General features: G+C 52.8%; 16 protein-coding genes. 15 read left to right on the top strand and 1 reads right to left on the bottom strand.

All coding sequences use genetic code 11. The features are described 5' to 3' along the window. Positions 1-4: 4 nt before the first annotated feature. From hrpA to pstB, 11 genes are all read left to right on the top strand, one after another. Positions 5-4,009, top strand: coding sequence for an ATP-dependent RNA helicase HrpA (gene hrpA, locus ACTH5D_RS10480; RefSeq protein ID WP_441670974.1), 4,005 nt, complete (start codon positions 5-7; stop codon positions 4,007-4,009). A 118-nt stretch (positions 4,010-4,127) separates the two neighbouring features. After that, on the top strand, positions 4,128-5,249 hold the full coding sequence (locus ACTH5D_RS10475; protein ID WP_441670947.1) for a beta-ketoacyl-ACP synthase III: 1,122 nt from the start codon (positions 4,128-4,130) through the stop codon (positions 5,247-5,249). A 31-nt stretch (positions 5,250-5,280) separates the two neighbouring features. Further along, positions 5,281-6,111, top strand: coding sequence for an MlaA family lipoprotein (locus ACTH5D_RS10470; protein WP_441670945.1), 831 nt, complete (start codon positions 5,281-5,283; stop codon positions 6,109-6,111). Positions 6,112-6,119: 8 nt separating this feature from the next. After that, a complete protein-coding gene (locus ACTH5D_RS10465) occupies positions 6,120-7,313 on the top strand; it encodes a PP2C family protein-serine/threonine phosphatase (protein WP_441670943.1) in 1,194 nt (397 codons plus the stop codon). After that, positions 7,303-7,821: an STAS domain-containing protein gene (locus ACTH5D_RS10460; protein ID WP_441670941.1), complete on the top strand. Its 519-nt coding sequence runs from the start codon at positions 7,303-7,305 to the stop codon at positions 7,819-7,821. The genes ACTH5D_RS10465 and ACTH5D_RS10460 overlap by 11 nt, the downstream gene beginning before the upstream one ends. A 282-nt stretch (positions 7,822-8,103) precedes the next feature. After that, entirely contained in the window at positions 8,104-9,285 is a 1,182-nt protein-coding gene (locus tag ACTH5D_RS10455; protein WP_441670939.1) for a multidrug effflux MFS transporter, read from the top strand. 28 nt (positions 9,286-9,313) lie between these two features. Then, positions 9,314-10,045, top strand: a complete 732-nt coding sequence (locus ACTH5D_RS10450; RefSeq protein WP_441670937.1) for a sulfite exporter TauE/SafE family protein — start codon at positions 9,314-9,316, stop codon at positions 10,043-10,045. A 141-nt stretch (positions 10,046-10,186) separates the two neighbouring features. Further along, positions 10,187-11,203, top strand: a complete 1,017-nt coding sequence (locus ACTH5D_RS10445) for a substrate-binding domain-containing protein (protein ID WP_441670935.1) — start codon at positions 10,187-10,189, stop codon at positions 11,201-11,203. 108 nt (positions 11,204-11,311) lie between these two features. Next, the gene (gene pstC / locus ACTH5D_RS10440) at positions 11,312-12,691 is read left to right on the top strand and encodes a phosphate ABC transporter permease subunit PstC (protein WP_441670933.1); all 1,380 of its coding nucleotides are present in this window, start codon (positions 11,312-11,314) and stop codon (positions 12,689-12,691) included. Between the two features lie 6 nt (positions 12,692-12,697). Further along, positions 12,698-14,056 carry a phosphate ABC transporter permease PstA gene (pstA, locus tag ACTH5D_RS10435; protein WP_441670931.1) on the top strand — a complete coding sequence of 453 codons (1,359 nt, stop codon included), beginning with the start codon at positions 12,698-12,700 and terminating at the stop codon, positions 14,054-14,056. A 36-nt stretch (positions 14,057-14,092) separates the two neighbouring features. After that, positions 14,093-14,896 (top strand): phosphate ABC transporter ATP-binding protein PstB, encoded by an 804-nt coding sequence (gene pstB, locus ACTH5D_RS10430; RefSeq protein ID WP_441670972.1) that lies wholly within the window; start codon positions 14,093-14,095, stop codon positions 14,894-14,896. Positions 14,897-15,010: 114 nt separating this feature from the next. Here pstB and ACTH5D_RS10425 read toward each other — a convergent pair whose 3' ends face one another. Next, positions 15,011-16,198: an acetyl-CoA C-acyltransferase gene (locus ACTH5D_RS10425; RefSeq protein ID WP_441670929.1), complete on the bottom strand. Its 1,188-nt coding sequence runs from the start codon at positions 16,196-16,198 to the stop codon at positions 15,011-15,013. A 134-nt stretch (positions 16,199-16,332) separates the two neighbouring features. On the opposite strand from ACTH5D_RS10425, the gene ACTH5D_RS10420 reads away from it, so the two are divergent. The 4 genes from ACTH5D_RS10420 (at position 16,333) to ACTH5D_RS10405 (ending at position 21,610) form a co-directional block, all read left to right on the top strand. After that, positions 16,333-16,902 carry a TetR/AcrR family transcriptional regulator gene (locus ACTH5D_RS10420; protein ID WP_441670927.1) on the top strand — a complete coding sequence of 190 codons (570 nt, stop codon included), beginning with the start codon at positions 16,333-16,335 and terminating at the stop codon, positions 16,900-16,902. Between the two features lie 202 nt (positions 16,903-17,104). Then, the gene (locus tag ACTH5D_RS10415) at positions 17,105-18,781 is read left to right on the top strand and encodes an AMP-binding protein (protein ID WP_441670925.1); all 1,677 of its coding nucleotides are present in this window, start codon (positions 17,105-17,107) and stop codon (positions 18,779-18,781) included. Positions 18,782-18,801: 20 nt separating this feature from the next. Beyond that, positions 18,802-19,569 carry an SDR family NAD(P)-dependent oxidoreductase gene (locus ACTH5D_RS10410; protein ID WP_441670923.1) on the top strand — a complete coding sequence of 256 codons (768 nt, stop codon included), beginning with the start codon at positions 18,802-18,804 and terminating at the stop codon, positions 19,567-19,569. A gap of 235 nt (positions 19,570-19,804) precedes the next feature. Next, complete coding sequence (locus tag ACTH5D_RS10405) at positions 19,805-21,610, top strand: acyl-CoA dehydrogenase C-terminal domain-containing protein (protein WP_441670921.1); 1,806 nt, start codon at positions 19,805-19,807, stop codon at positions 21,608-21,610. Positions 21,611-21,812 lie beyond the last annotated feature (202 nt).

Genomic DNA, 21,812 nt, shown 5'->3' with positions numbered 1-21,812 from the left:
GCGAATGGAAACCTACTCAATCGTGATCACTGACACCCCTGCAGCTCCTACCGATAGCCAACGCCTTGCATCGCTGACACAGGCGGCGGGCGCTGTGATGCTGCGCGATACAGAGAGGCTGGAGAAGCGCCTGAGTGGTTTGAACCGTCGCCTGCGCGATAACAAACCTATCAGCCGTGGTTTGGATGAGGTGCAGCGCGAGATCAGCCGCGCTCAGCAACTGCTAAGCCTACGTCAGGCGCAACAGGTCGTGCTTAACTATCCGCCTGAACTACCAGTTGTTGAGCGCCGAGAAGATATTCTTAACGCCATTCATGATCATCAAGTCGTCGTGGTGGCGGGGGAGACCGGCTCCGGCAAAACCACTCAGTTGCCGAAAATGTGTTTAGAGCTGGGGCGTGGCCGGCGTGGCTTGATTGGCCACACCCAGCCACGGCGCTTGGCGGCTCGAAGCGTTGCCGGGCGTTTGGCGGAAGAGTTGAACGTCTCTTTGGGCGAGCAAGTGGGCTATCAGGTACGCTTTAATGATCAGAGTACGCCGAGCACCTTAGTCAAACTAATGACAGACGGTATCTTGCTGGCTGAGACTCAGCACGACCCGCTGCTGCTGCGCTATGACACCATCATCATCGATGAGGCTCACGAACGAAGTCTAAATATCGACTTTCTGCTCGGCTATCTGAAGCGTTTATTACCCAAGCGGCCCGATCTGAAAGTTATTATTACGTCAGCCACAATCGACGTGGCGCGCTTTGCTCAGCATTTCGGTGCCGCTAAGACGCCCGCGCCAGTCGTGGAAGTGACCGGGCGCACCTATCCCGTTGAGGTGCACTATCGGCCGCTGGTACGTGACGAAGACGGTGAAGACGATCGTACGCTGCAAGAGGGTATTCTGAACGCGGTAGAAGAAATCGAGGCCATTGAACGTGATAAAGGCTGGCTGCATGGCCCTCGTGATGTGCTGGTGTTTTTACCCGGAGAGCGTGAGATTCGTGAAGCCGCCGATACGCTGCGCCGCGCGGACTTAAAAGGCACTGAAATTCTGCCTCTTTATGCACGCCTTTCCAACGAAGAGCAAAACCGTGTCTTTGCCTCACACCGCGGGCGCCGAATTGTGCTGGCGACCAACGTTGCAGAAACCTCGCTGACGGTGCCCGGCATTCGCTATGTGATCGACCCAGGGCTTGTGCGTATCAGCCGTTACAGCTACCGATCAAAAATCCAGCGCCTGCCTGTGGAGGCCGTCAGTCAAGCGAGCGCGAATCAGCGTAAAGGGCGCTGCGGGCGGGTTGCAGAAGGGGTCTGTATTCGCCTTTACAGCGAAGAGGATTTCTTATCTCGGCCAGGCTTTACTGACCCTGAAATTCAGCGCACCAATTTAGCCTCGGTGATTCTCTCAATGCTGGGCCTCAAGCTTGGCGATATAGAAGCTTTTCCTTTTGTCGATCCGCCGGATAGCCGCTTTGTTAAAGACGGCTTTCGCCTGTTGTTCGAGCTGGGCGCCGTGGATGAGCAGCAGCGCCTTTCTCCGCTGGGGCGTAAGCTTGCGCGGCTGCCGATTGACCCACGCTTAGCGCGCATGGTGTTGGCTGGCGTAGATATGGGTAGTTTGCGCGATGTGCTGATTGTGGTTTCGGCATTGGCTATTCAAGACCCCCGCGACCGGCCGGCAGATAAGCGACAAGCGGCTGATCAAGCACACCAGCGTTGGCAAGACCCTGATTCAGACTTTGTTGCATTGCTGAACCTATGGCACGGTATCGAAAACGCCCGCGAAGCGCTGTCCGGAAACCAATTGCGTCGCTGGTGTCGTGAGCACTACATCAACTACCTGCGCATGCGCGAATGGCACGACACCTTCCGGCAACTGCGCCAGCTGCTGCGAGATATGGATATTGATGTACCTGCGCCCTTGCCACGCAACGAAGAAGAGAGTGAAGAGCAGGCTCGACAGATGCGGCGCAAAACCTCGGGCAAGTTGCATCAGGCGCTGCTGTCAGGGCTGCTTTCTAATTTGGGCACGCTGCTTGAGAATCGTGAATATCTGGGCGCCCGCAACCGAAAGTTTATGATTCACCCTGGCTCTGGGCTGGCTAAAAAGTCACCCAAGTGGATGATGGCGTTTGAGATGATCGAAACGTCAAAGCTATTTGCCCGCACGGTGGCCAAAATTGACCCAGACTGGATTGAGCCCCAAGCGCAGCATTTGATAAAGCGCACTTACAGCGAATCGCATTGGGAAATGAAGCGGGCACAGGTGGTGGCATTTGAGCAGGTAACGCTGTTTGGTCTGCCGATTGTCGCGAGGCGCCGTGTTCATTACGGGCCAATAGCGCCTAAGGAGTCTCGGGAGCTGTTTATTCGCCGAGCGCTGGTGGAAGGTGAGTTTCAGACTAAAGGCGCTTTCTTCTCCCACAACCGAGCGTTGGTCAGCGAGGTTGAGGCGCTAGAAGATCGCGCTCGGCGGCGCGATATTTTGGTCGATGAAGACACGCTTTTTGATTTTTACGATGCGCGTATCCCCGCCGAGACCGTTAACGGAAAAGGGTTTGAACACTGGCGCAAGCAAGCCGAACAACGTGATCCTGAGCTGCTGCATTTCGATCTTGAGTCGTTAAAAGCGCGCGATGCAGGCGACGTCACCCAAATGCAGTATCCCGATTATTTAACCTTAGCCGGCGTTGCGTATCCGGTTAGCTATCATTTTGACCCTGACGCTGAAGACGACGGCATTACTCTTACCATTCCCGCGGCCATGCTGCCGCAGGTGCCAGTGTATGCTTTAGAATGGCTGGTGCCCGGGCTATTGCGTGAAAAGTGCATTGCGCTATTGAAGTCGCTGCCGAAAAGTATTCGCCGTCAGGTTGTGCCAATTCCTGATTGGGTCGATGCTGCGCTGGAAACCCTGGTGCCGGATCAGCGTCCATTGATCGAGGCTCTTGGGGAGTTTATTCGCCGTCGCACATCGACACGCGTGCAGCTCGAAGACTGGCGTTTAGATTTACTTGAGCCGCACCTGATTATGAATATTCGCGTGGTGGATCACGCGGGTGAAACCTTAGGCCAGGGGCGCGATCTGCGCGCCTTAGAACGGCGCTATGAAGCGGCCGCCAGCGCAGGTGCTCAAGCCCTGGCCGAACAGGTCAGCATTGAACCTGCCGTTGCCGGTCTGCCTGAGACCCCGTTGCCGGCCTCCCGCGTCACCACCCAGGCAGGCATTCGCGTTGAGGCATACCCGGCTCTGGTGGCGCAAGCGAGCGAGTTTAAAGTTGCGCTGTTCGATCACCCTGCCAAAGCCGATGCTGCCCATCAGGAGGGCATTGCCCGGCTAGCTATTGCCAAATTGCCGGAGCAGGTCAAAGCGATTAAACAGTTACCGGGCGTTGAGAAGTGCGCACTGCTGTTTGCTAAAGTGGGGAGTAAGCAGGCTTTGGTGGATGATCTGCTGCTGGCGGTATTCACTCAAGTGGTGGCTCAGCATCCGCTGCCGCGCTCGGCGGGGGAGTTGAGTCAACGACTCAACGGTACCCAGCATAAGCTTGTTAACGCTGCGAGTGCTTTACTACTACGGGTAGAGGCCGCGCTGAAAGGGCATTTAGCGGTTAGTAAGCTGCTCAAAGGTAAGCTCAATTTTGCCCTTGCGCTAGTGTATAGCGATGTCAGTGCACAAATGCAGCGCTTGGTTTATCCCGGCTTTATTCGCAATGCCGACGAGTGGCTTGAGGAATATCCGCGTTACACCGAAGCAGCGCTAATCCGCCTTGAAAAGGCCGCCCGTGAGCGTGGCCGCGATCAAATGATGATGCATGATGTTCAGGCGTTGGAGGCGCGTTTTGATGCGCGACGTAAGAGCGAACTGCGTGGCCAAGTGGAAGACCCCGAACTGGTTGCTTTCGGCTGGTGGCTGCAGGAGCTCAGAGTGTCACTGTTCGCTCAGCAGCTGGGCACTAAGATGGCGGTTTCGATAAAACGATTAGAAAAGCGCTGGCAGGAAATTATTAGTGCCTAGTGCGTTGACTAAAAAAGGTGTCGAAAAAAAGTTGCTGGAAAAAGCGCTATTTTACGCACACAGTAACATTATGGTTACGCCGAAAGTTATGTCGGCAAGCCGCTAAAAGGAGATTGGCATGACACATGTGGTGATCACCGGAACAGGCCTGTATACGCCGGAATACGCCATTGATAATGCCGCTTTAGTGGCGGCATTCAATACTTGGGTAGACGGTGAAAATCATCAGCATGCTGACGCTATTGCTCGGGGAGAGCGTGAGCCACTCGCCCACTCAAGCAGTGAGTTTATTGTAAAAGCTTCAGGTATTAAGAATCGTTACGTCCTCGATGCGCAAGGTATCCTTGACCCACAGCGTATGCGGCCTAAACTGCCACATCGGGATAATGATGAACCCTCTATTCAGTGTGGAATGGCCACCGCCGCAGCGCGCCAAGCTTTGGCCGCAGCGCGCGTTGATCCCGCTGACATCGAGCTGGTAATCGTTGCCTGTTCGAATTTAGAGCGTGCATATCCCGCCGTGGCAGTAGAAGTGCAGCAAGCGCTGGGTACCAGTGGCTACGGATTTGATATGAATGTCGCCTGCAGCTCCGCGACGTTTGCTTTGGAAACAGCGTCTAATGCCATAGCGTCTGGAAGCATTAAGCGCGCACTGGTGGTCAATCCGGAAATTTGCTCGGCGCATCTCAATTTCAGAGATCGTGACAGTCACTTTATTTTCGGCGATGCTTGCACCGCCATTGTGCTGGAAAATAGCGCGATTGCCGTTGCCGATGAACAGTTTGAAATTCTGGGTACGCACCTAATTACTAAGTTTTCCAATGCGATTCGTAATAATGCAGGCTTTCTCAACCGCGTAACGGACAGTGATCCGCTGGCCCTTGATAAGCTGTTTGTGCAAGAAGGGCGGCGGGTGTTTAAAGAGGTCTGTCCCATGGTCGCTAAGTTGATCACTGATCATTTAGCGTCTTTGGAGCTGAGTGGCAGCGATTTAAAACGTATGTGGCTGCATCAAGCCAATCAGCACATGAATGACTTGATTGCCCGCAAAGTGCTTGGCTACGACCCAAGCGCCGACCAGGCGCCGATTATTTTGGATCGCTATGCTAATACTAGCTCTGCAGGATCGATTATTGCGTTCCACCTTCATCGCGAAGAGTTGGTAGAAGGCGACATTGGCGTGATTTGCTCCTTCGGAGCGGGTTACAGTGCTGGAAGTGTGGTAGTTCGTCGCCGGTAACGTGGCGTTGAAATGGATAAAGGAAAATGTCATGCAGCCGTTGTTAAATAAAGAAAAGTCAGCGCTTACGTGGCGTACACGAGGATTGCCTCTGCTGTTGGTGGCATTATTGGCAACCGGCGGCTGTGCCAGCACGCAGATGGCGCAAGAAGCGAATCCTGATGACCCTTGGGAGGGCTTTAACCGCAAAGTGTTTGCGTTTAACGACGTGTTAGATCGCTATGCGCTAAAGCCAGTCGCTCAGGGCTACCGGACGGTTACGCCGGGTCCGGTGCAAACGGGAGTCGGTAACTTTTTCTCCAATTTGGGCGAAGTGCGAACGGCGCTTAACAGCCTTCTACAAGGTAAGCCAGCAAACGCGGGCCTTGCCACATCGCGGTTTTTAATTAACTCCACCGTGGGCGTCGGCGGGTTATTAGACTATGCCACCCTAATGGAAATTACTGCTGATAAAGAAGATTTTGGCCAAACACTAGCCGTGTGGGGGTGGGATGATTCGCGTTATCTTGTACTGCCTTTATTAGGCCCAAGCACGCTGCGCGATACTACCGGCTTACCTGCCGACTTGGCTGCCTACCCGGTCACCTATGTCGATGATGATACCGTTCGTATAAGTCTTACTGCACTGCGGGTAATCGATGTGCGTGCAGGCTTGCTTGATCAGGAGGCGTTGATCCGCGGTGATCGTTATAGCTTTATTCGTGATGCTTTCTTGCAGAGTCGTCAATTTGAGGTGAGTGATGGAGAACTGGGCGATGACCCATTTGCCGCGGATGCCTTTGACTTTGATTTTGATGATAGCGACTTTGATGATAGCGACTTTGGTGATGACGGCGTTGATGGCGATAATAGCGCCGATTGAGGCTAATGATGGATCATTCTAAGCAGCTGATCGCGGTCATCGACGAACCGGGTCGTGAGCGCGATGCGCTGGCTGAAGCCATTACCTGCGATGGGATGTGGGTGTTTGCTTCAGAGAATATTGAGCATCTGCCCGCTGACACCGTGCTGATTGTCGCGCATGCCAGAGCGGTTCCTAGGCAGCAGTGGTCGCAGCTAACCCGGCGCCTACCGACGCTAGTGGTCAGCGACTCTCGCCAAGATGCGGATCTCATTAAGGCGATTGATGTTGGCCTAGTGGACTATATTGTTCACCCTTTGCGTCATGCCGAGCTGTTACGTCGGATGATTCGTAAGGCGATTAAGCTTAATGATCTTGCCCTGGAGCGTGAGCGCGACCACGAGCGCCTAGCTGAGCTGAATGAAAGCCTAGAGACGCATTTAGCGTTGCTGCGTATGGATCAACAGTGCGGAGGCCATATTCAGCGGCGCTTACTGCCGGTTCATCCCAAAGTCATCAACGGGGCGTATTTCGATTACTGGTTTGCCCCCTCGCTGTATCTCTCCGGTGATTTTCTGGACTATCAGCGCTATAACGAACGCTATAGCGCTTTTTATTTTGCGGATGTTTCGGGGCATGGTGCCTCATCGGCATTTGTGACGGTGTTACTGAAGTATTTATGTAACCGCTGGCTCAATGAATGGGATGGTCAAAAGCCTGAGAACTTACCGCCGGATTGGCTAACGGCAATGAACCGTGAGCTGCAGGGCACTGATATTGGCAAGCACGCGACGTTATTTGTCGGTGTTATTGACCTTGAGGCAAAGACTCTTCACTATTCGCTCGGCGCTCAGCTGCCGATGCCGCTGTTAGTAGCAGAAGGAAAGCTAAGCCGCTTAGAAGGCGAAGGAATGCCGGTAGGCCTTTTCCCCGATGTAGAGTATCCTTCGCTGAGCTGTTCCTTGCCGCCTGAGTTTCGTTTGTGGCTATGTTCAGACGGTGTATTGGAATGCTTGCCGGGTAAAACGCTCGACACGCGGCTCAAGGAGCTTGAGCAATTAGTAAGTGAGAGTGTAACGCTTGAGCAGTTGCGCGATCGATTAGTGGGAACTAACGCACTTCTTGCTGAAGGAGATGCGCAGTTTGACGCTAATCAGGAGCGCGATGCTTTACCCGATGATCTTACAATCATGATGGTGAGCGGATTTGGTCATGCTGATTGAAGAAGGTCGCATAAAAGCGGCTTTTGACACTGGTGTTTTTATTTTGAAGCTTTGCGGTGATGTGCGCTTGACGCTATGCGCCACGCTCGACTCTCAAGCTCAACGGCTTGCTGAGACGCCAGGGCTGTGCGCCGTATTGATAGATCTGCGAGAAGCTACTAACGTGGACTCCACCGCCCTGGGCTTTCTTGCAAAAGTCGCGATGGCTGTTAAAGGGCGTTTGGAGCAGTCGCCAACCATTATTGTCGATAATCCTGACGTTCGAAAAATGCTCGATGTGATGGGGTTTGCGCGCTTTTTTACTCTAATCGAAGCGCCTTTTCAGCAACCGGTCGCGCTCAGTGATTCCATGGAAGAATTGCCAGAAGAACCCGCAGATGAAGAAGGCCTGCGCGAGCGAATTCTGGAAGCCCACCGCATCTTAATGCATATGAACGAGCATAATCGTGAGCAGTTTCAGCCGCTAGTCGAAATGCTTGAGTCGCAGTGTGCAGCAACTCATTGCTAGCACGTTTTTGAACTGACCTTGCGGCTAGAGTGCATATGCTAACGGGGTATTGAAAAGTTCGCTGAATCGTCGTGTTCCTGTCTTTTATGATCGCTTTCGTATGCGTGTCTACTTATCCGTTGGTATTTAAATTGCTCGCCTGATTATCTAGCTCTTTTAATTCTATAGGGATTAATGAGGCAGTGGTAATGGCGTGTAAATACCGACAAATGCAATCAAATCGTCTATGCTTAGCGGCCTATATATCCCTGTGCGCAGCTGTTGTGCCTCCTAAGGAGACTCATGCACCTTAATCCTCGTCGGGTGGCACTGTTGGTCGCTGCCAATACTGCGCTTGCTCCCTTTGCTATTGATGCGTACTTGCCCGCAATAGGCATCATTGCTGAAAGTATTGGTGCCAGCATTCATCGTACTGAGCTTTCCATTAGCGTTTTTTTGTTTGGCTTTGCATTAGGCCAGCTTTTCTTTGGTCCGCTATCTGATCGAAAGGGACGCAAGCCGGTACTGCTGAGTGGTTTAGTCGTTTTTATGCTGGCAAGCTTAGCGATTACCACGGTGGACAGTTTGTCTACGCTGCTCTTCTGGCGTTTTATACAAGCGCTTGGCGGAGGTGCCTGCGTGGTTAATTCGGCCGCGATTGTGCGCGACTGTTTTAGTGGTCGAGAGGCTGCCAAAGTCATGTCTACCATGGCGATGATTATGATGCTGGCGCCGCTAGTAGCGCCGGCGGTGGGCAGTTTGTTGCTTTATGTTGCCGGATGGTGGCTAATTTTCGTATTTTTAGCCATCTATGCCGGTTTCTTATTATGGCTTTTAGGCACGCGTCTGCCTGAAACGCGCGATATGTCATTATCGGCAGCGTCACCACGGCAAGTTATTTGTAACTATGCCAGCGTGCTTAAGCACCGGGAAGGTATGGGCTATATTTGTGCCGTTGCTTCTTCGTTTGCCGGGTTATTTGCGTTTGTAACCGCGTCGCCCTTTCTTTATCTAGATTATTTTGGTTTGTCTCCAGGTACTTATCCGCTGGTGTTTGGGGTGAACGTATTAGTTATTGCGCTCTCAAATCGCGTCAATATTCATTTATTGCGTAAGCGCTCACCGCAACAAAATTTACGTTTAGGACTGCTGGTGCAGCTGGTTGCCGCGCTTGGGCTGGTGCTGGCTACCGCTTTAAATATGGCGTCACTGTTCGTTGTGGTACCACTGATTATGCTATTTACCGGCATGATTGGGCTGATTACACCTAACGCTATTTCCGCACTGTTGGATCACTTTGGGCATATCAGCGCAACGGCAACGGCGTTGCTTGGCGGTATCCAATTCACCTGCGGAGCGCTTGCCGGTGTCATGGTTGGGCTGTTTGAAGTAGAGCATCTGTGGCCAATGGTTTTCACCATGCTGAGTGCGACGCTGCTGGGTAATATTGGCGTACGCAAGTTAACCAAAGCCAGCGGTGGATAAGCTGCGGGAGCGGACATGAATAGCGTATATGGATAGTCTGCTCGTCTGGATCAATCTGCCATTAGATACCTGGCTCGCCTGTGCCGCGGTTTTGATGCTAGGCGCCTTTGTTCAGCGAGCCACCGGCTTTGGGTTGGCAGTAGTGGGGGCGCCGCTACTATTGATGTTGGAGCCTCGCTTAGTGCCGGTCATCCTGGTGTTATTTGGGTTGACCGTCTCGCTTATGATGGTTCGTCACTATTGGCACGAGGTGCGGCTGGATGCTATTGGAATGGCGCTAGTAGGTCGCCTGCCAGGTAATGCGCTGGGCGTTTGGCTGCTGCTTGTGGCGCCCATGGTGATTCTAGAAAAGCTGATTGCCGTTATCGTGCTGTTTACGGTGCTCGTCACCTTATGCCGTTTTCAACTGCCGGTGAATCGTATAACGCTGTTTGGAGCGGGCGTTTTATCCGGTATTTTCGGTACCGTTGCGGCTATTGGCGGCCCGCCTATTGTATTGTTGATGCACGGTTTACCGGTTGATCGAATGCGCGGCAATCTGGCCGCTTTCTTTATTCTAACCTCCACGTTAACGTTGATAACTCTCGCGCTAGCGGATCAAATTCAGCTGTGGCATTTTCAAATGGCGCTGACTTTTTTGCCCGCAGTGCTGATCGGTAATGCGTTGGCAGACGCGCTAGCTCATCGCTTAGATCGACGCCTACTGCAGGGTGCTTCACTAACATTATGTACACTGGCAGCGATAGGGCTTTTAGTGTGATGTTAAAAAAATAGCAATAATTGGTCGTTGTCATATTTCTGCAATCGATCGTGTGCAGACTCCTCTTTGCGCAAGGCCATTGGGCCAGCTCTTCCGGAAAGTAAGTGCTAACCGGATATTAAACCAGAGGGGAACACGACGATGAATGTAACTAAGAAGACATTAGGTGTTGCAGCAGTAACGGCCCTGGCCACTGGCGTTTCCGCTGCTGCCATGGCGCGCGATACAGTGCAGATTGCGGGTTCCTCTACGGTGCTACCATTTGCCAGTATTGTTGCTGAAGAGTTTGGGAATACTTTTTCTCAATTCAATACGCCTGTCGTTGGCTCTGGTGGCTCTGGTGGTGGTTTGCGTCAGTTCTGTCAAGGCCTTGGTGAAAATACTATCGATATTGCGAATGCCTCACGCGCCATTCGTAGCGCTGAAGTGGCGAGCTGTAATGAGGCCGGAGTCAATGAAATACTTGAGGTCAAGTTCGGTTATGACGGCATCGTGTTTGCCTCTCGTCTAGACCGCGGAGCATTTGAGCTGACGCCTGAGCATGTCTTTAAAGCTGCTGCTGCCCAAGTGACTCAAGATGGCGAGCTGGTGGATAATCCTTATACCCGCTGGTCAGAAATAGATGCTGACCTGCCTGACCAGGAAATTGTGCTGGTAATTCCTGCCTCAAACCATGGCACCCGTGAAGTGTTCGAAGAAAAAGTCATCCACCCTGGCTGTGAAAGTGATGCCCGGGTTGAGGGTGATGCCTGCGTCAATCTACGTGGCGATGGCCGTATCGTTGAGATTGCTGGCGATTACACCGAAACGCTCGCGCGCCTAGAGGCTCAAGAAGATGCCGTTGGGGTGTTTGGTCTTAGCTTCTACGATCAGAACCGTGACCGCTTGCAAGTAGCTACCGTCGATGGCGTAACGCCAAGTTTGGAAACCATCGGCTCGGGTGAATACCCCGTTTCCCGCCCGCTGTTCTTCTACGTGAAAGGTGAGCACCTTGACGTAATTCCTGGCCTTGCGGAATACACCGAATACTTCCTGAATGACATGGTGTCAGGTTACGGCAGCCCGCTGGAAGATGCTGGCCTCATCCCGCTAGATGAAGAAGAACGCGCAACGGCGCTTGAGCAATTCCAAGCCCGCACTGTGGTTAGCCCAGAGTAATCTCGGATCTACGTGCCACCGATTGACACTTAACTCGATTGGCAGTCGCGCCGGCATCAATGATCTGATGCCGGCGCTTGAATGTAGAAAATCACAGGCGGAGAGATAATGAGCAACATTGCCTTGATGGCTACACTGCTCGTGATAATGGCCCTGGCTTACCACTTGGGACTGACACGAAGCCGTGCGGTTGCGGCAGAAAATGATGTCAGAATGCATTCGCGTCCAGGCTACTACGGTGTGCTGGTTGCATTATGGTGTGGGCTGCCAGCCTTAGTGCTGTTTTTACTCTGGTCTTTTTTAGCGCCCCAGCTTATTGAGATGCTCGTTACTCATCAGTTGCCCCATGAGCTGGTAGCTAGCATGAGCGGGCGAGAACTTGAGACAACGTTGCGTCGTATTTCTGCACTAGCCGAAGGGCGGGGTGTCGCCGGCGGTGGAAGTGCTCAAGAGCTGGCGGCAGCCAGTCATATGGCGCGCCTACATACCTATGAAAATTTAAGCCTCGTCGCGCTGATGGCTGTATTAGTGGTGGCCGGTTTGACGTATGCGAAGCGGCATATTTCTCCTCAGTGGCGGGCTAGAAACCACGTTGAGCGGGTGATTACCTTTGCCTTAGCAGCCTGTTCGGCCGTAGCGATTTTCACCACTGTGGGGATTGTGCTCTCCATGCTGGGAGAGGCGTTAAAATTTTTCAGCTTTATTAGCCCTGCTGAGTTTTTCTTGGGAACCACCTGGAATCCTCGTTTCAATACCGCCGGATCCAGTGCCCAGGGTGAGTTCGGACTATTGCCACTGCTATGGGGCACCATGATGGTGAGTGCCATTGCTCTATTGGTGGCTATCCCCATTGGTCTCATGACGGCCATTTATATGGCTGAATATGCCCCTCGCTGGTTGCGTAATATCGCTAAGCCTGTGATTGAAGTGTTAGCGGGCATTCCAACGATTGTGTATGGTTTTTTCGCGCTGATTGTAATTGGTCCCTTCTTGTCGAGTGTCGGTGATGTCATTGGTATCAATATCCGTACCACCAGCGCGCTGACCGCCGGCCTGGTGATGGGGATTATGATTATTCCTTTTGTCTCATCGCTTTCTGACGACATTATTACCCAGGTGCCTAAATCGCTGCGCGATGGCGCGCTGGGCCTAGGTGCAACGAAGTCTGAAACGATCCGCCAAGTGGTTTTGCCGGCAGCACTGCCGGGTATTGTCGGGGCCTTTTTGTTGGCTGCCAGTCGGGCGATTGGTGAAACCATGATTGTGGTATTGGCCGCGGGTAATAACCCTGTTCTGCATGGCAACCCCTTCGAAGCGGTGTCAACCATCACAGTCACCATCGTTAATCAGCTGACCGGGGACATGGATTTTGCCAGCCCGCAGTCGCTGGTGGCGTTTGCGCTTGGTTTAACGCTGTTTGTGATTACCCTAGGTTTAAACGTGATCGCACTGGTTGTGGTGCGTAAATATCGCCAGCAATACGAGTAAGCGACTATGTCTATAACGATTGAGCAGCGTCGTCAGCACCGTCTGATGACGATCGAAAAATCGCTGGCGAAACGACACCGCAAAGAGACGCGTTTTCGCCGCGTGGGGCTAGCCGCTGTAACAACGGGCATGGTTCTGGTAATCATTTTATTCGCGAGCATTCTTGCACGTGGTGTGCCTGCGTTTTGGCAGTCGACGGTTTATACCGACGTGTATTTTGACCCTGAGGTTATTCAGTTGGATGAAAAACCTCGGCGCGAAGATGGCGAGAGTCAGCCTGCATTTGATGAACGCTATGGCGCGTGGCTAACGCAGGCCAGTTTAATCAACTGGCAGTCACTTATTGATAATGCAATGGAAAACGCATTAGGCGTAGATGTTGAGTCTCGCCAATTGCGAGAGCTGCGTGCATTATTGGCCTCTGGTGAGCGCTTTGCACTACGCGACCAGTTTATTGAAAAGCCTTCTTTGCTTGGTCAAACTGTCGAGATCAAGCTGCTTGCCAGCGCCAATGTGGATGTATGGATCAAAGGTAATATAGACCGTAGCTTACCGGATGCGCGTCAGCAGCTTAGCCCGCAAACACGAGAATGGGCTGATCGACTCAGTGATGAAGGCATCATTGAGAATGCTTTCAGCACATCGCTGTTTCTCAATACGGATTCGCGTAGTTCACCGGCGTCAGCAGGTTTAGCAGGTGCCTTTATGGGCTCTCTGTTTATGATGATGGTGGTCATTTTGCTGTCAGTGCCTATCGGTGTCGCGAGCGCTGTTTATCTTGAAGAGTTTGCGCCTCAAAACCGTCTCACCGATCTGATCGAAATCAACATCAATAATTTGGCCGCGGTGCCTTCCATTGTCTTTGGCCTGTTGGGAGCATCCATCTTTATTGGCTACTTTGGCTTGCCGCTATCGGCACCGGTCGTCGGTGGTTTGGTGCTAACGTTAATGACATTGCCGACGATCATTATTACCACGCGCGCATCGCTGCGTTCGATCCCTCCTTCCATACGCCAAGCGGCGTTGGGGATTGGGGCATCGAAAGTACAAACCGTTTTTCACCATGTGCTGCCGCTGGCGCTGCCCGGTATATTGACCGGCTCTATTCTAGGTATTGCACAGGCGCTAGGTGAAACGGCGCCGTTACTGCTGATTGGCATGAATGCTTTTGTGGCCAATGTGCCGGGTACGCCGCTGGAACAATCAACGGCGTTGCCTGTACAGATTTATCTCTGGCAGGGCAATGAGCTGCGCAATTTCTTTGAAGCGCGCACATCAGCGGCCATCATCGTGTTGCTAGGGCTGATGCTTAGCTTGAATGCATTGGCGATTTGGTTGCGTAAAAAATTCGAGACGAGGTGGTAAGTGAATACTTCTGCACAGCCTAATATACCTTCACCTATGGTAAGTGTGGGCAACGGTGAGAGCCGCACCAGCAAGGCAAAAGATAAAGTAAAAATGAGCGCTGAAAACGTCGAGGTGTTTTACGGCAACGCTCAGGCGATTAATGGGATTGATCTCGATATTTACGAGAATGAAGTAATGGCCTTTATCGGCCCCTCGGGCTGCGGTAAATCAACCTTCTTACGTTGCTTGAATCGAATGAACGACACCATTGATATTTGTCGTGTCAAAGGAAAAATAACGTTAGATAATAATGATATTTATGCTCCGGATCGTGATGTCGTGCTACTGCGCGCTCAGGTAGGCATTGTGTTTCAAAAGCCGAATCCGTTCCCTAAATCGATCTACGAGAATATTGCCTATGGGCCGCGTCTTCATGGACTGGCAAAGCGTAAGGCAGAGTTAGACGATATTGTTGAAAGCAGCCTGCGTCGTGCGGGATTGTGGGACGAGGTTAAGGATCGCCTTGATCAGCCCGGCACGGGTCTATCCGGCGGGCAGCAGCAGCGTCTATGCATTGCCAGAACCGTGGCCGTTAGCCCTGATGTCATTTTGATGGACGAGCCCTGTTCGGCGCTCGACCCAATTGCGACAGCGAAAGTTGAGCAGTTGATCGATGAGCTTAGCGAGAGTTATACCATTGTGATGGTAACGCACAATATGCAACAGGCTGCTCGCGTCGCTGACCGCACCGCCTTTTTCCACATGGGAGACCTTGTGGAGGTGGACAGGACCGACACTATTTTCACTAACCCACGGGATCAGCGCACGCACGATTATATTACCGGCCGCTTCGGCTAGGCGCCTTAATTGGCTAAGTTTTAATGGCTAAGTTTTAATGACTCAGCTTTAAGCCAACGTCTTTTTCTTAGGAAGAGGCGTTGGCTGTTGTCACAACGGGCTATGTGCCATTGATTAGTCGATTAATGCAACGGCGACGGCTGTCGCTTCACCGCCGCCGATACACAGGCTTGCGATGCCGCGTTTCCCTCCAGTTGTACGTAGCGCATGAATCAGCGTGGCAATAATGCGCGAGCCAGTCGAGCCAATCGGGTGGCCTTGGGCGCAGGCGCCGCCAAAAACGTTGACCTTGCTATGGGGCAGCCCTAGATCATCCATGGCCATCAGGGTCACGACGGCAAAGGCTTCGTTGATTTCAAATAAATCCACATCGCTAACGCCCCAGCCTAGTTTTCTCATCAATTTTTCAATCGCACCGACAGGCGCAATGGTGAACTCACTTGGGTGGCGGGCATGGGTTGCATGCCCCACCATCCGCGCGAGTGGTTTAATGCCGTGCTGCTCGGCCGCTGCTTGGCTGGCCAAGATGAGTGCGGAGGCGCCGTCGGAAATGGAGCTGGCGTTTGCCGCGGTAATGGTGCCGCCTTTGGCAAAAGCAGGGCGGAGCTGGCGGATTTTGTCTAGTTTGGCTAAAAAGGGCTGCTCGTCATGTTCAACAACGGTGTCTCCGTGGCGAGACGTAACGGTGACGGGGGCCATCTCGTTGGTCAGGTGGCCTGCATTCGTCGCGGCCATCGCGCGCTCAAGAGACGCGATGGCGAAGTCATCAAGCTGTTCGCGCGTGTAGCCTCGCTGAGTGGCGACGTCTTGGGCAAAGACACCCATCAATTTTCCCGTTTCAGCATCTTCCAGCCCGTCTAAAAACATGTGGTCTTTTAGTTCGCCATGTCCCAGTCGATAGCCGCCGCGTGCCTTTGTCAGAATGTGAGGTGCGTTAGACATGGACTCCATGCCGCCAGCCAGCAATATACTGCCACTGCCTGCTTTGATAAGATCGTGGGCAAGCATGGCGGCCTTCATTCCAGAACCGCACAGCTTATTAATGGTGGTGGCACCACTGGCATCGGGTATGCCTGCTTGACGCATGGCTTGGCGCGCAGGCCCCTGCTTAACGCCCGCGGGTAGTACACAGCCCATTATTCCTTCGGTTATCGCAGCGGGATCAATACCTGACGCTTCAATAGCCGCCTTAATGGCGGTTGCACCAAGCTTTGGCGCCGTCATCGTGGCAAGGCTGCCCATCATGCCGCCCATCGGAGTACGTTTAGCGGCTAGAAATACAACATCGGTGGGGCTACTCATGGTCAATCTCCTTCCAGTTTATTGTGATTATCATGCCGGGTGGTGGGCGACACGTTGACCCGTTGGCAGCGCGGCAGCGCTGTGGTTCTCTCCAGAGTAACCAAGCAAGCGCTAGTGTAAATGACATGAATGTAATGAATGCATCCCCACGCCGCAAGGAATTGACGTGCCTCGCCGCTCAGCTGTTCGTCCAAGAAGGCTTCGATCGCACCACGGTGCGTATGCTGGCGCAGGAAATGGGCATTAAATCTGGCAGCTTGTTTCATCATTTTAAAGATAAGCAGGAAATTCTGGCGGCGGTGATTGAAGAGGGCACCCAAAATGCCTTGTTGATTGCACGTAAAGCCCTGAATGAGTGCGCCACCGAGCCGGAAATTCGCTTACGCACCATGGCGCGTGCCCACCTTGAAACCTTATTTACCGACCGCAATGCGCATGTGGTAGCGCTCTTTGAATGGCGTAGGCTTGAGCCTATGGCGAGTGCGCATCTCAGTCATTTACGCGATGCTTATGAAGCCTTGTGGGTCTCGGTGATTGACGAGGCCTTGGACTCAGGATTAATCCATGGTGATCGTTTTCTTGTGTCGCGCTTTGTGCTGGGGGCCTTGAACTGGACCGTTCATTGGTATGATCCCAACGGCTCTCGCTCACCCGATGACCTTGCTGATGAGCTTGTCGCCATGATCATGCACCGGCCTGTTTGAACTTCTTGCCTATACAGATCCCTACCAACGTCTAACGCTTTAATTCATCAGAGTGCTTGCTCTCTAAGACAATTACTTTTAGCGTTGTTTTTAACTTAAAGTTTCCGTTAACGTCAACGGCTTTTTAGGCGTTGCCTGTTCCCATATTGCTTGCTGCGTGCTCATTACCAACAACAATTATCAACGACATCAGAGAGCCATCATGACCACGACCCCGCACACACTGCCCGACTACCAGCACTACCTCGATAACTTTTCTATCAATAGCGTTATTGCTCGCTTAGATGACCATCAAGACGGCTTCCTTAATGCTTTCGAGGCCTGCTGTGGGCGTCATGTGCGTGCAGGTCGTGGCGACGTACTGGCATTGGTCCAGGAAGATTCCCAAGGTGCTATTAATACGCTGACTTACGCCGAGCTCGATAAGCAAAGTGCGATGCTTGCCGGTTGGTTTCAAGCTCAAGGATTACGCCAGGGTGATCGCATCGCCTGCATGCTGCCACGATCCCCGCAGCTTTTGATTGCCGTGCTAGCAACATGGCGTATCGGTGGCGTTTATCAGCCGCTGTTTACCGCGTTTGGTCCTGATGCCGTGGGTTATCGTTTAGGGCGTGCCGATACTAAGTTAGCGATAACTGATCACGCCAATCGCTATAAATTTGATGGTTTGAGCCAGTGCCCGCCGGTGTTAGCCGTCGGTGGTGCAACCAGCGAGCATGCCGATGATCACGACTGGCAAGCTGCATTGACGCATACGTCAAGGAGCGAAAGTCCGCCAAGGCTTTCGCCTGATGAGCCATTTTTGCAAATGTTTACCTCTGGCACGGTGGGCAAGCCAAAAGGGGTGGCTGTTCCGCTGGCGGGCATGACGGCATTTGCGACCTATATGGAACTTGCCATTGATCTACGCGACGATGATCGTTTCTGGAATATGGCTGATCCAGGCTGGGCCTATGGCCTTTACTACGCGATCACCGGGCCGCTGCTGCTGGGCATAACCACGTATTTCAGTGAGGCGGGCTTTAGTGCTGAAGGCGCGCTTGCGTTTATGAAACGCCACCATATTACCAATTTTGCCGCTGCGCCCACTGCTTATCGCTTGATGAAGGCCTCAGGCCTGTTTGATGACGCCCATGAAACGTTAGGGCTACGAGCGGCTAGTTCGGCAGGGGAGCCTTTGAATACCGAAGTGGTGACCTGGGTAGAAAAGTCGCTCGGCTGTTCGGTGATGGATCACTACGGTCAAACCGAAACGGGCATGACCTGTAATAACCATCATGCGCTTGATCATTTAAAACACGTAGGCGCCATGGGCGTGCCGATGCCGGGCTACCGTCTTGTCACTTTGGATGCGGAGTATCGCGAACTCCCCGCAGGTGAGCCTGGTGTTCTAGCGGTGGATATCCAAAACTCGCCGGCACACTTCTTTCCAGGCTATACCTGGCAGGAAAAAAATCCCTTTGTGGAAGGTTATTACCTGACGGGAGACGTAGTGATCCGCAATGAGGATGGCACCTTTCAATTTGCCGGCCGTGATGATGACATCATCACGACGGCAGGCTATCGCGTTGGGCCAACGGATGTTGAGAACAGCGTGATGACGCATCCTGCGGTCGCTGAATCGGCGGCCGTAGGGCAGCCAGATGAAATTCGAGGCGAGGTAATTAAATCGTATGTCGTGCTGCGTGAAGGCTTTGAACCCAGTGATGCCCTCGCCGATGAAATTAAGCAGCGAGTACGCGCGAGGCTTTCGACGCATGCATTTCCACGCATTATAGAGTTTGTCGATGAGCTACCCAAAACTCCCAGCGGGAAGATTCAGCGCTTTAAGCTACGCGCTCCGGCGGTAGAAGAATCCAAGTCAAGTCAGTCATTGTAACCACCAAAGGGAATCCGGTTATGCAGGTTAAGGACAGTACGTTTTTGATTACCGGCGCCGCCTCCGGGCTGGGCGCAGCAACCGCTGAGCGTTTAGTCGCCGCGGGTGCGCGGGTCGTTCTGTGCGACTTGAACGACAGCGTTAATGCGCATGCCCAGCAACTGGGGGCGGGCGCACAGGCTGTCCTTGCTGATATCACCTCTGCTGAACAGATGCAGCAAGCGGTAGATGCAGCCGTTGCGCTAGGCGGTGAGCGCGGGCTGTCGGGCGTGGTTCATTGTGCGGGAGTGGTAAGCGTGGCAAAGCTGGTTGATCGAGACGGTATGCCAGCGGATCTAGAAAGCTATAAGCAAACGATTAATATCAATCTGGTGGGCACGTTTAACGTTATGCGTCTTGCCGCTGCAGCGATGGCGAAAAATGTGCCTAGTGCAAGCGGTGAGCGAGGAGTGATTATCAATACTGCTTCTATTGCGGCTTTCGATGGGCAGGTGGGGCAGTGTGCCTACAGTGCCTCTAAGGCGGGGGTTGTGGGTATGAGCCTTCCCGCCGCGCGTGAGCTGTCTCGGCATGCTATCCGCGTGATGGCAATTGCCCCAGGGGTATTTGAAACGCCGATGATGAGCGAGATTCCTGATGAAGCCGCTCAGGCGCTAGCCGCTGCGGTACCATTCCCTAAGCGATTAGGCAAACCAGACGAGTTCGCGCAATTAGCGGAGCTAATTATTACCAACGCTATGCTGAATGGTGAGTTGATTCGCTTGGATGGTGGCATTCGCATGCAGTAGTCGCTTTTCCCGGTAAATCATGTCAACTCGCCAGCTAATCACTGGCGAGTTTTTTTATGTTTAGAGGCAATGGCGTATTGAGTTGGCGACCAAAGTTGTAATGCGCTTTCAGGCTAAATTAAAACGCCCGCTTGACTCTATAGAGCGCCCGCGCTAGCTTTCAAACATGTGTTTGAAAGCTGTTTGTCTAAAAGCAGTCTATCGGCTTTCAATACCCCTTTTTTGGAGAAGTTCAATGCCCAGCTACCAAGCCCCTATTCGTGATATGCGTTTCGTGATGGACGAGATGCTTGATTACCCCGCTCACTACGCGCGGCTTCCAAGTGGCGATGAAGCATCGCCCGATGTGATCAGCGCTATTTTGGAAGAGGGAGCTCGGTTTGCCCGAGAGGTGTTACTACCGATTAATCAAAGTGGGGATGCAGAGGGGTGTTCGCTAGAAGGAGGGGAGGTTAAAGCCCCACGCGGTTTTAAAGAAGCTTATCAGCAGTACGTAGAAGGTGGGTGGCCAAGCTTGGCTGCTGATCCCGAGCATGGTGGGCAAGGGTTGCCGCCCTCGCTAGCCATGGTGCTTTCGGAAATGATCTGTGCCACTAACTTGGCGTGGGGAATGTATCCAGGTCTGTCGCATGGCGCTGCTGATGCTCTGCGTCACCATGGCACTGATGAGCAGAAAGCGACGTATCTCACCAAGTTGGTAGAGGGTGTGTGGACTGGCACCATGTGCTTAACCGAGTCCCATTGCGGTACCGACCTCGGCCTAATCAAAACACGAGCAGTACCTGCTGATGGTGCTGCTTATGTGATTACGGGGACCAAGATTTTTATCTCTGCCGGTGAGCATAATTTGGCAGAGAACATTGTCCACTTAGTACTTGCAAAACTGCCTGATGCGCCAGAAGGCTCTAAAGGTATCTCACTGTTTGTAGTGCCTAAATTCTTGCCCGATTCTCAGGGTAATGTGGGTGAGCGGAATGGTGTCGCCTGTGGTTCGCTCGAACACAAAATGGGCATTCATGGTAATGCCACCTGCGTGATGAACTTCGATGGCGCAACCGGTTATTTGGTAGGGCCGCCCAATAAAGGGCTGGCGTGTATGTTCACCATGATGAACGCTGCGCGTCTGGGCGTGGGTATTCAAGGGCTGGGGTTAATTGAAGCCAGTTTTCAGAACTCATTAAGCTATGCGCGTGACCGCCTGCAGATGCGCGGCTTATCGGGCAAACAAGCACCGGAAAAACCCGCTGACCCGATTATCGTGCATCCTGATGTTCGCCGCATGTTGCTGACGCAGAAAGCCTTCACCGAAGGCGGGCGCATGTTAGTGCTTTACGCCGCGCAAATGCTCGATGTGGTTGAGCATGGTGAGCCGGGTGAGGAGCGCGATCAGGCTGAAACCCTGCTTGGCTTGCTAACGCCTATTGTTAAAGCCTTCCTGACCGAAGTTGGTTTTGAAAGCACTAACGAGGGTGTGCAGATTTACGGCGGCCATGGCTTTATTAAAGAGTGGGGCATGGAGCAGTTGGTGCGTGATGCGCGTATTACTCGACTCTATGAAGGCACCACAGGCATTCAGGCGCTTGATCTGCTGGGCCGTAAAGTGCTCATGAGCCAAGGTGAGTCGCTAAAGGTTTTCACCAAAGAGATCCATAAGTTCTGCAAAACCGAAGCTGACAATCCAGCCCTTAAGGAGTTTGTCGAGCCGCTAGCGAAACTAAATGCTGAGTGGGGTGAGCTAACCATGGGTGTGGGTATGAAAGCGATGCAGGACCGCGAAGAAGTGGGTGCGGCGAGCGTTGATTACCTTATGTATTCAGGCTACGTCACGCTGGCCTATTTATTTGCCCGCGCGGCCAAGCAGGCATCTACCTCGCTAGAGGGTGACGATAAAGCCTTCTATGCCGCTAAGTTGAATACTGCTCGTTTCTATTACCAGCGGCTATTGCCGCGCACCAAGGCTCATGCGCAGATGATCCAATCAGGCGCTTCCAGCCTAATGGCTATCTCCAGCGAAGATTTTGGTTTGGGTTTTGAAATTTGAAACGCCGATTACTGAAGGCGTGAGCTAAAGCACGCCAACAGGCACTCTCTGGTCAGGCGTTCTGATCAGTGGTTTGCGGCAAAAGGGCAGCCTTTTGCCGATTTTTTATACGCAATACGTCTTTTACTTGCTATCTTGATAGTGAGGCCGTAAAGTACGCATCCGCTGCCGGGGACGCCAAGCGTTACCAGCGGTGGATGAA

The organism is Halomonas sp. (assembly GCF_052095695.1).
Classification (GTDB): domain Bacteria; phylum Pseudomonadota; class Gammaproteobacteria; order Pseudomonadales; family Halomonadaceae; genus Vreelandella.
Note: the sequence above shows the minus strand (reverse complement) of the source record. Positions and strands in the feature narration are given on the sequence as shown.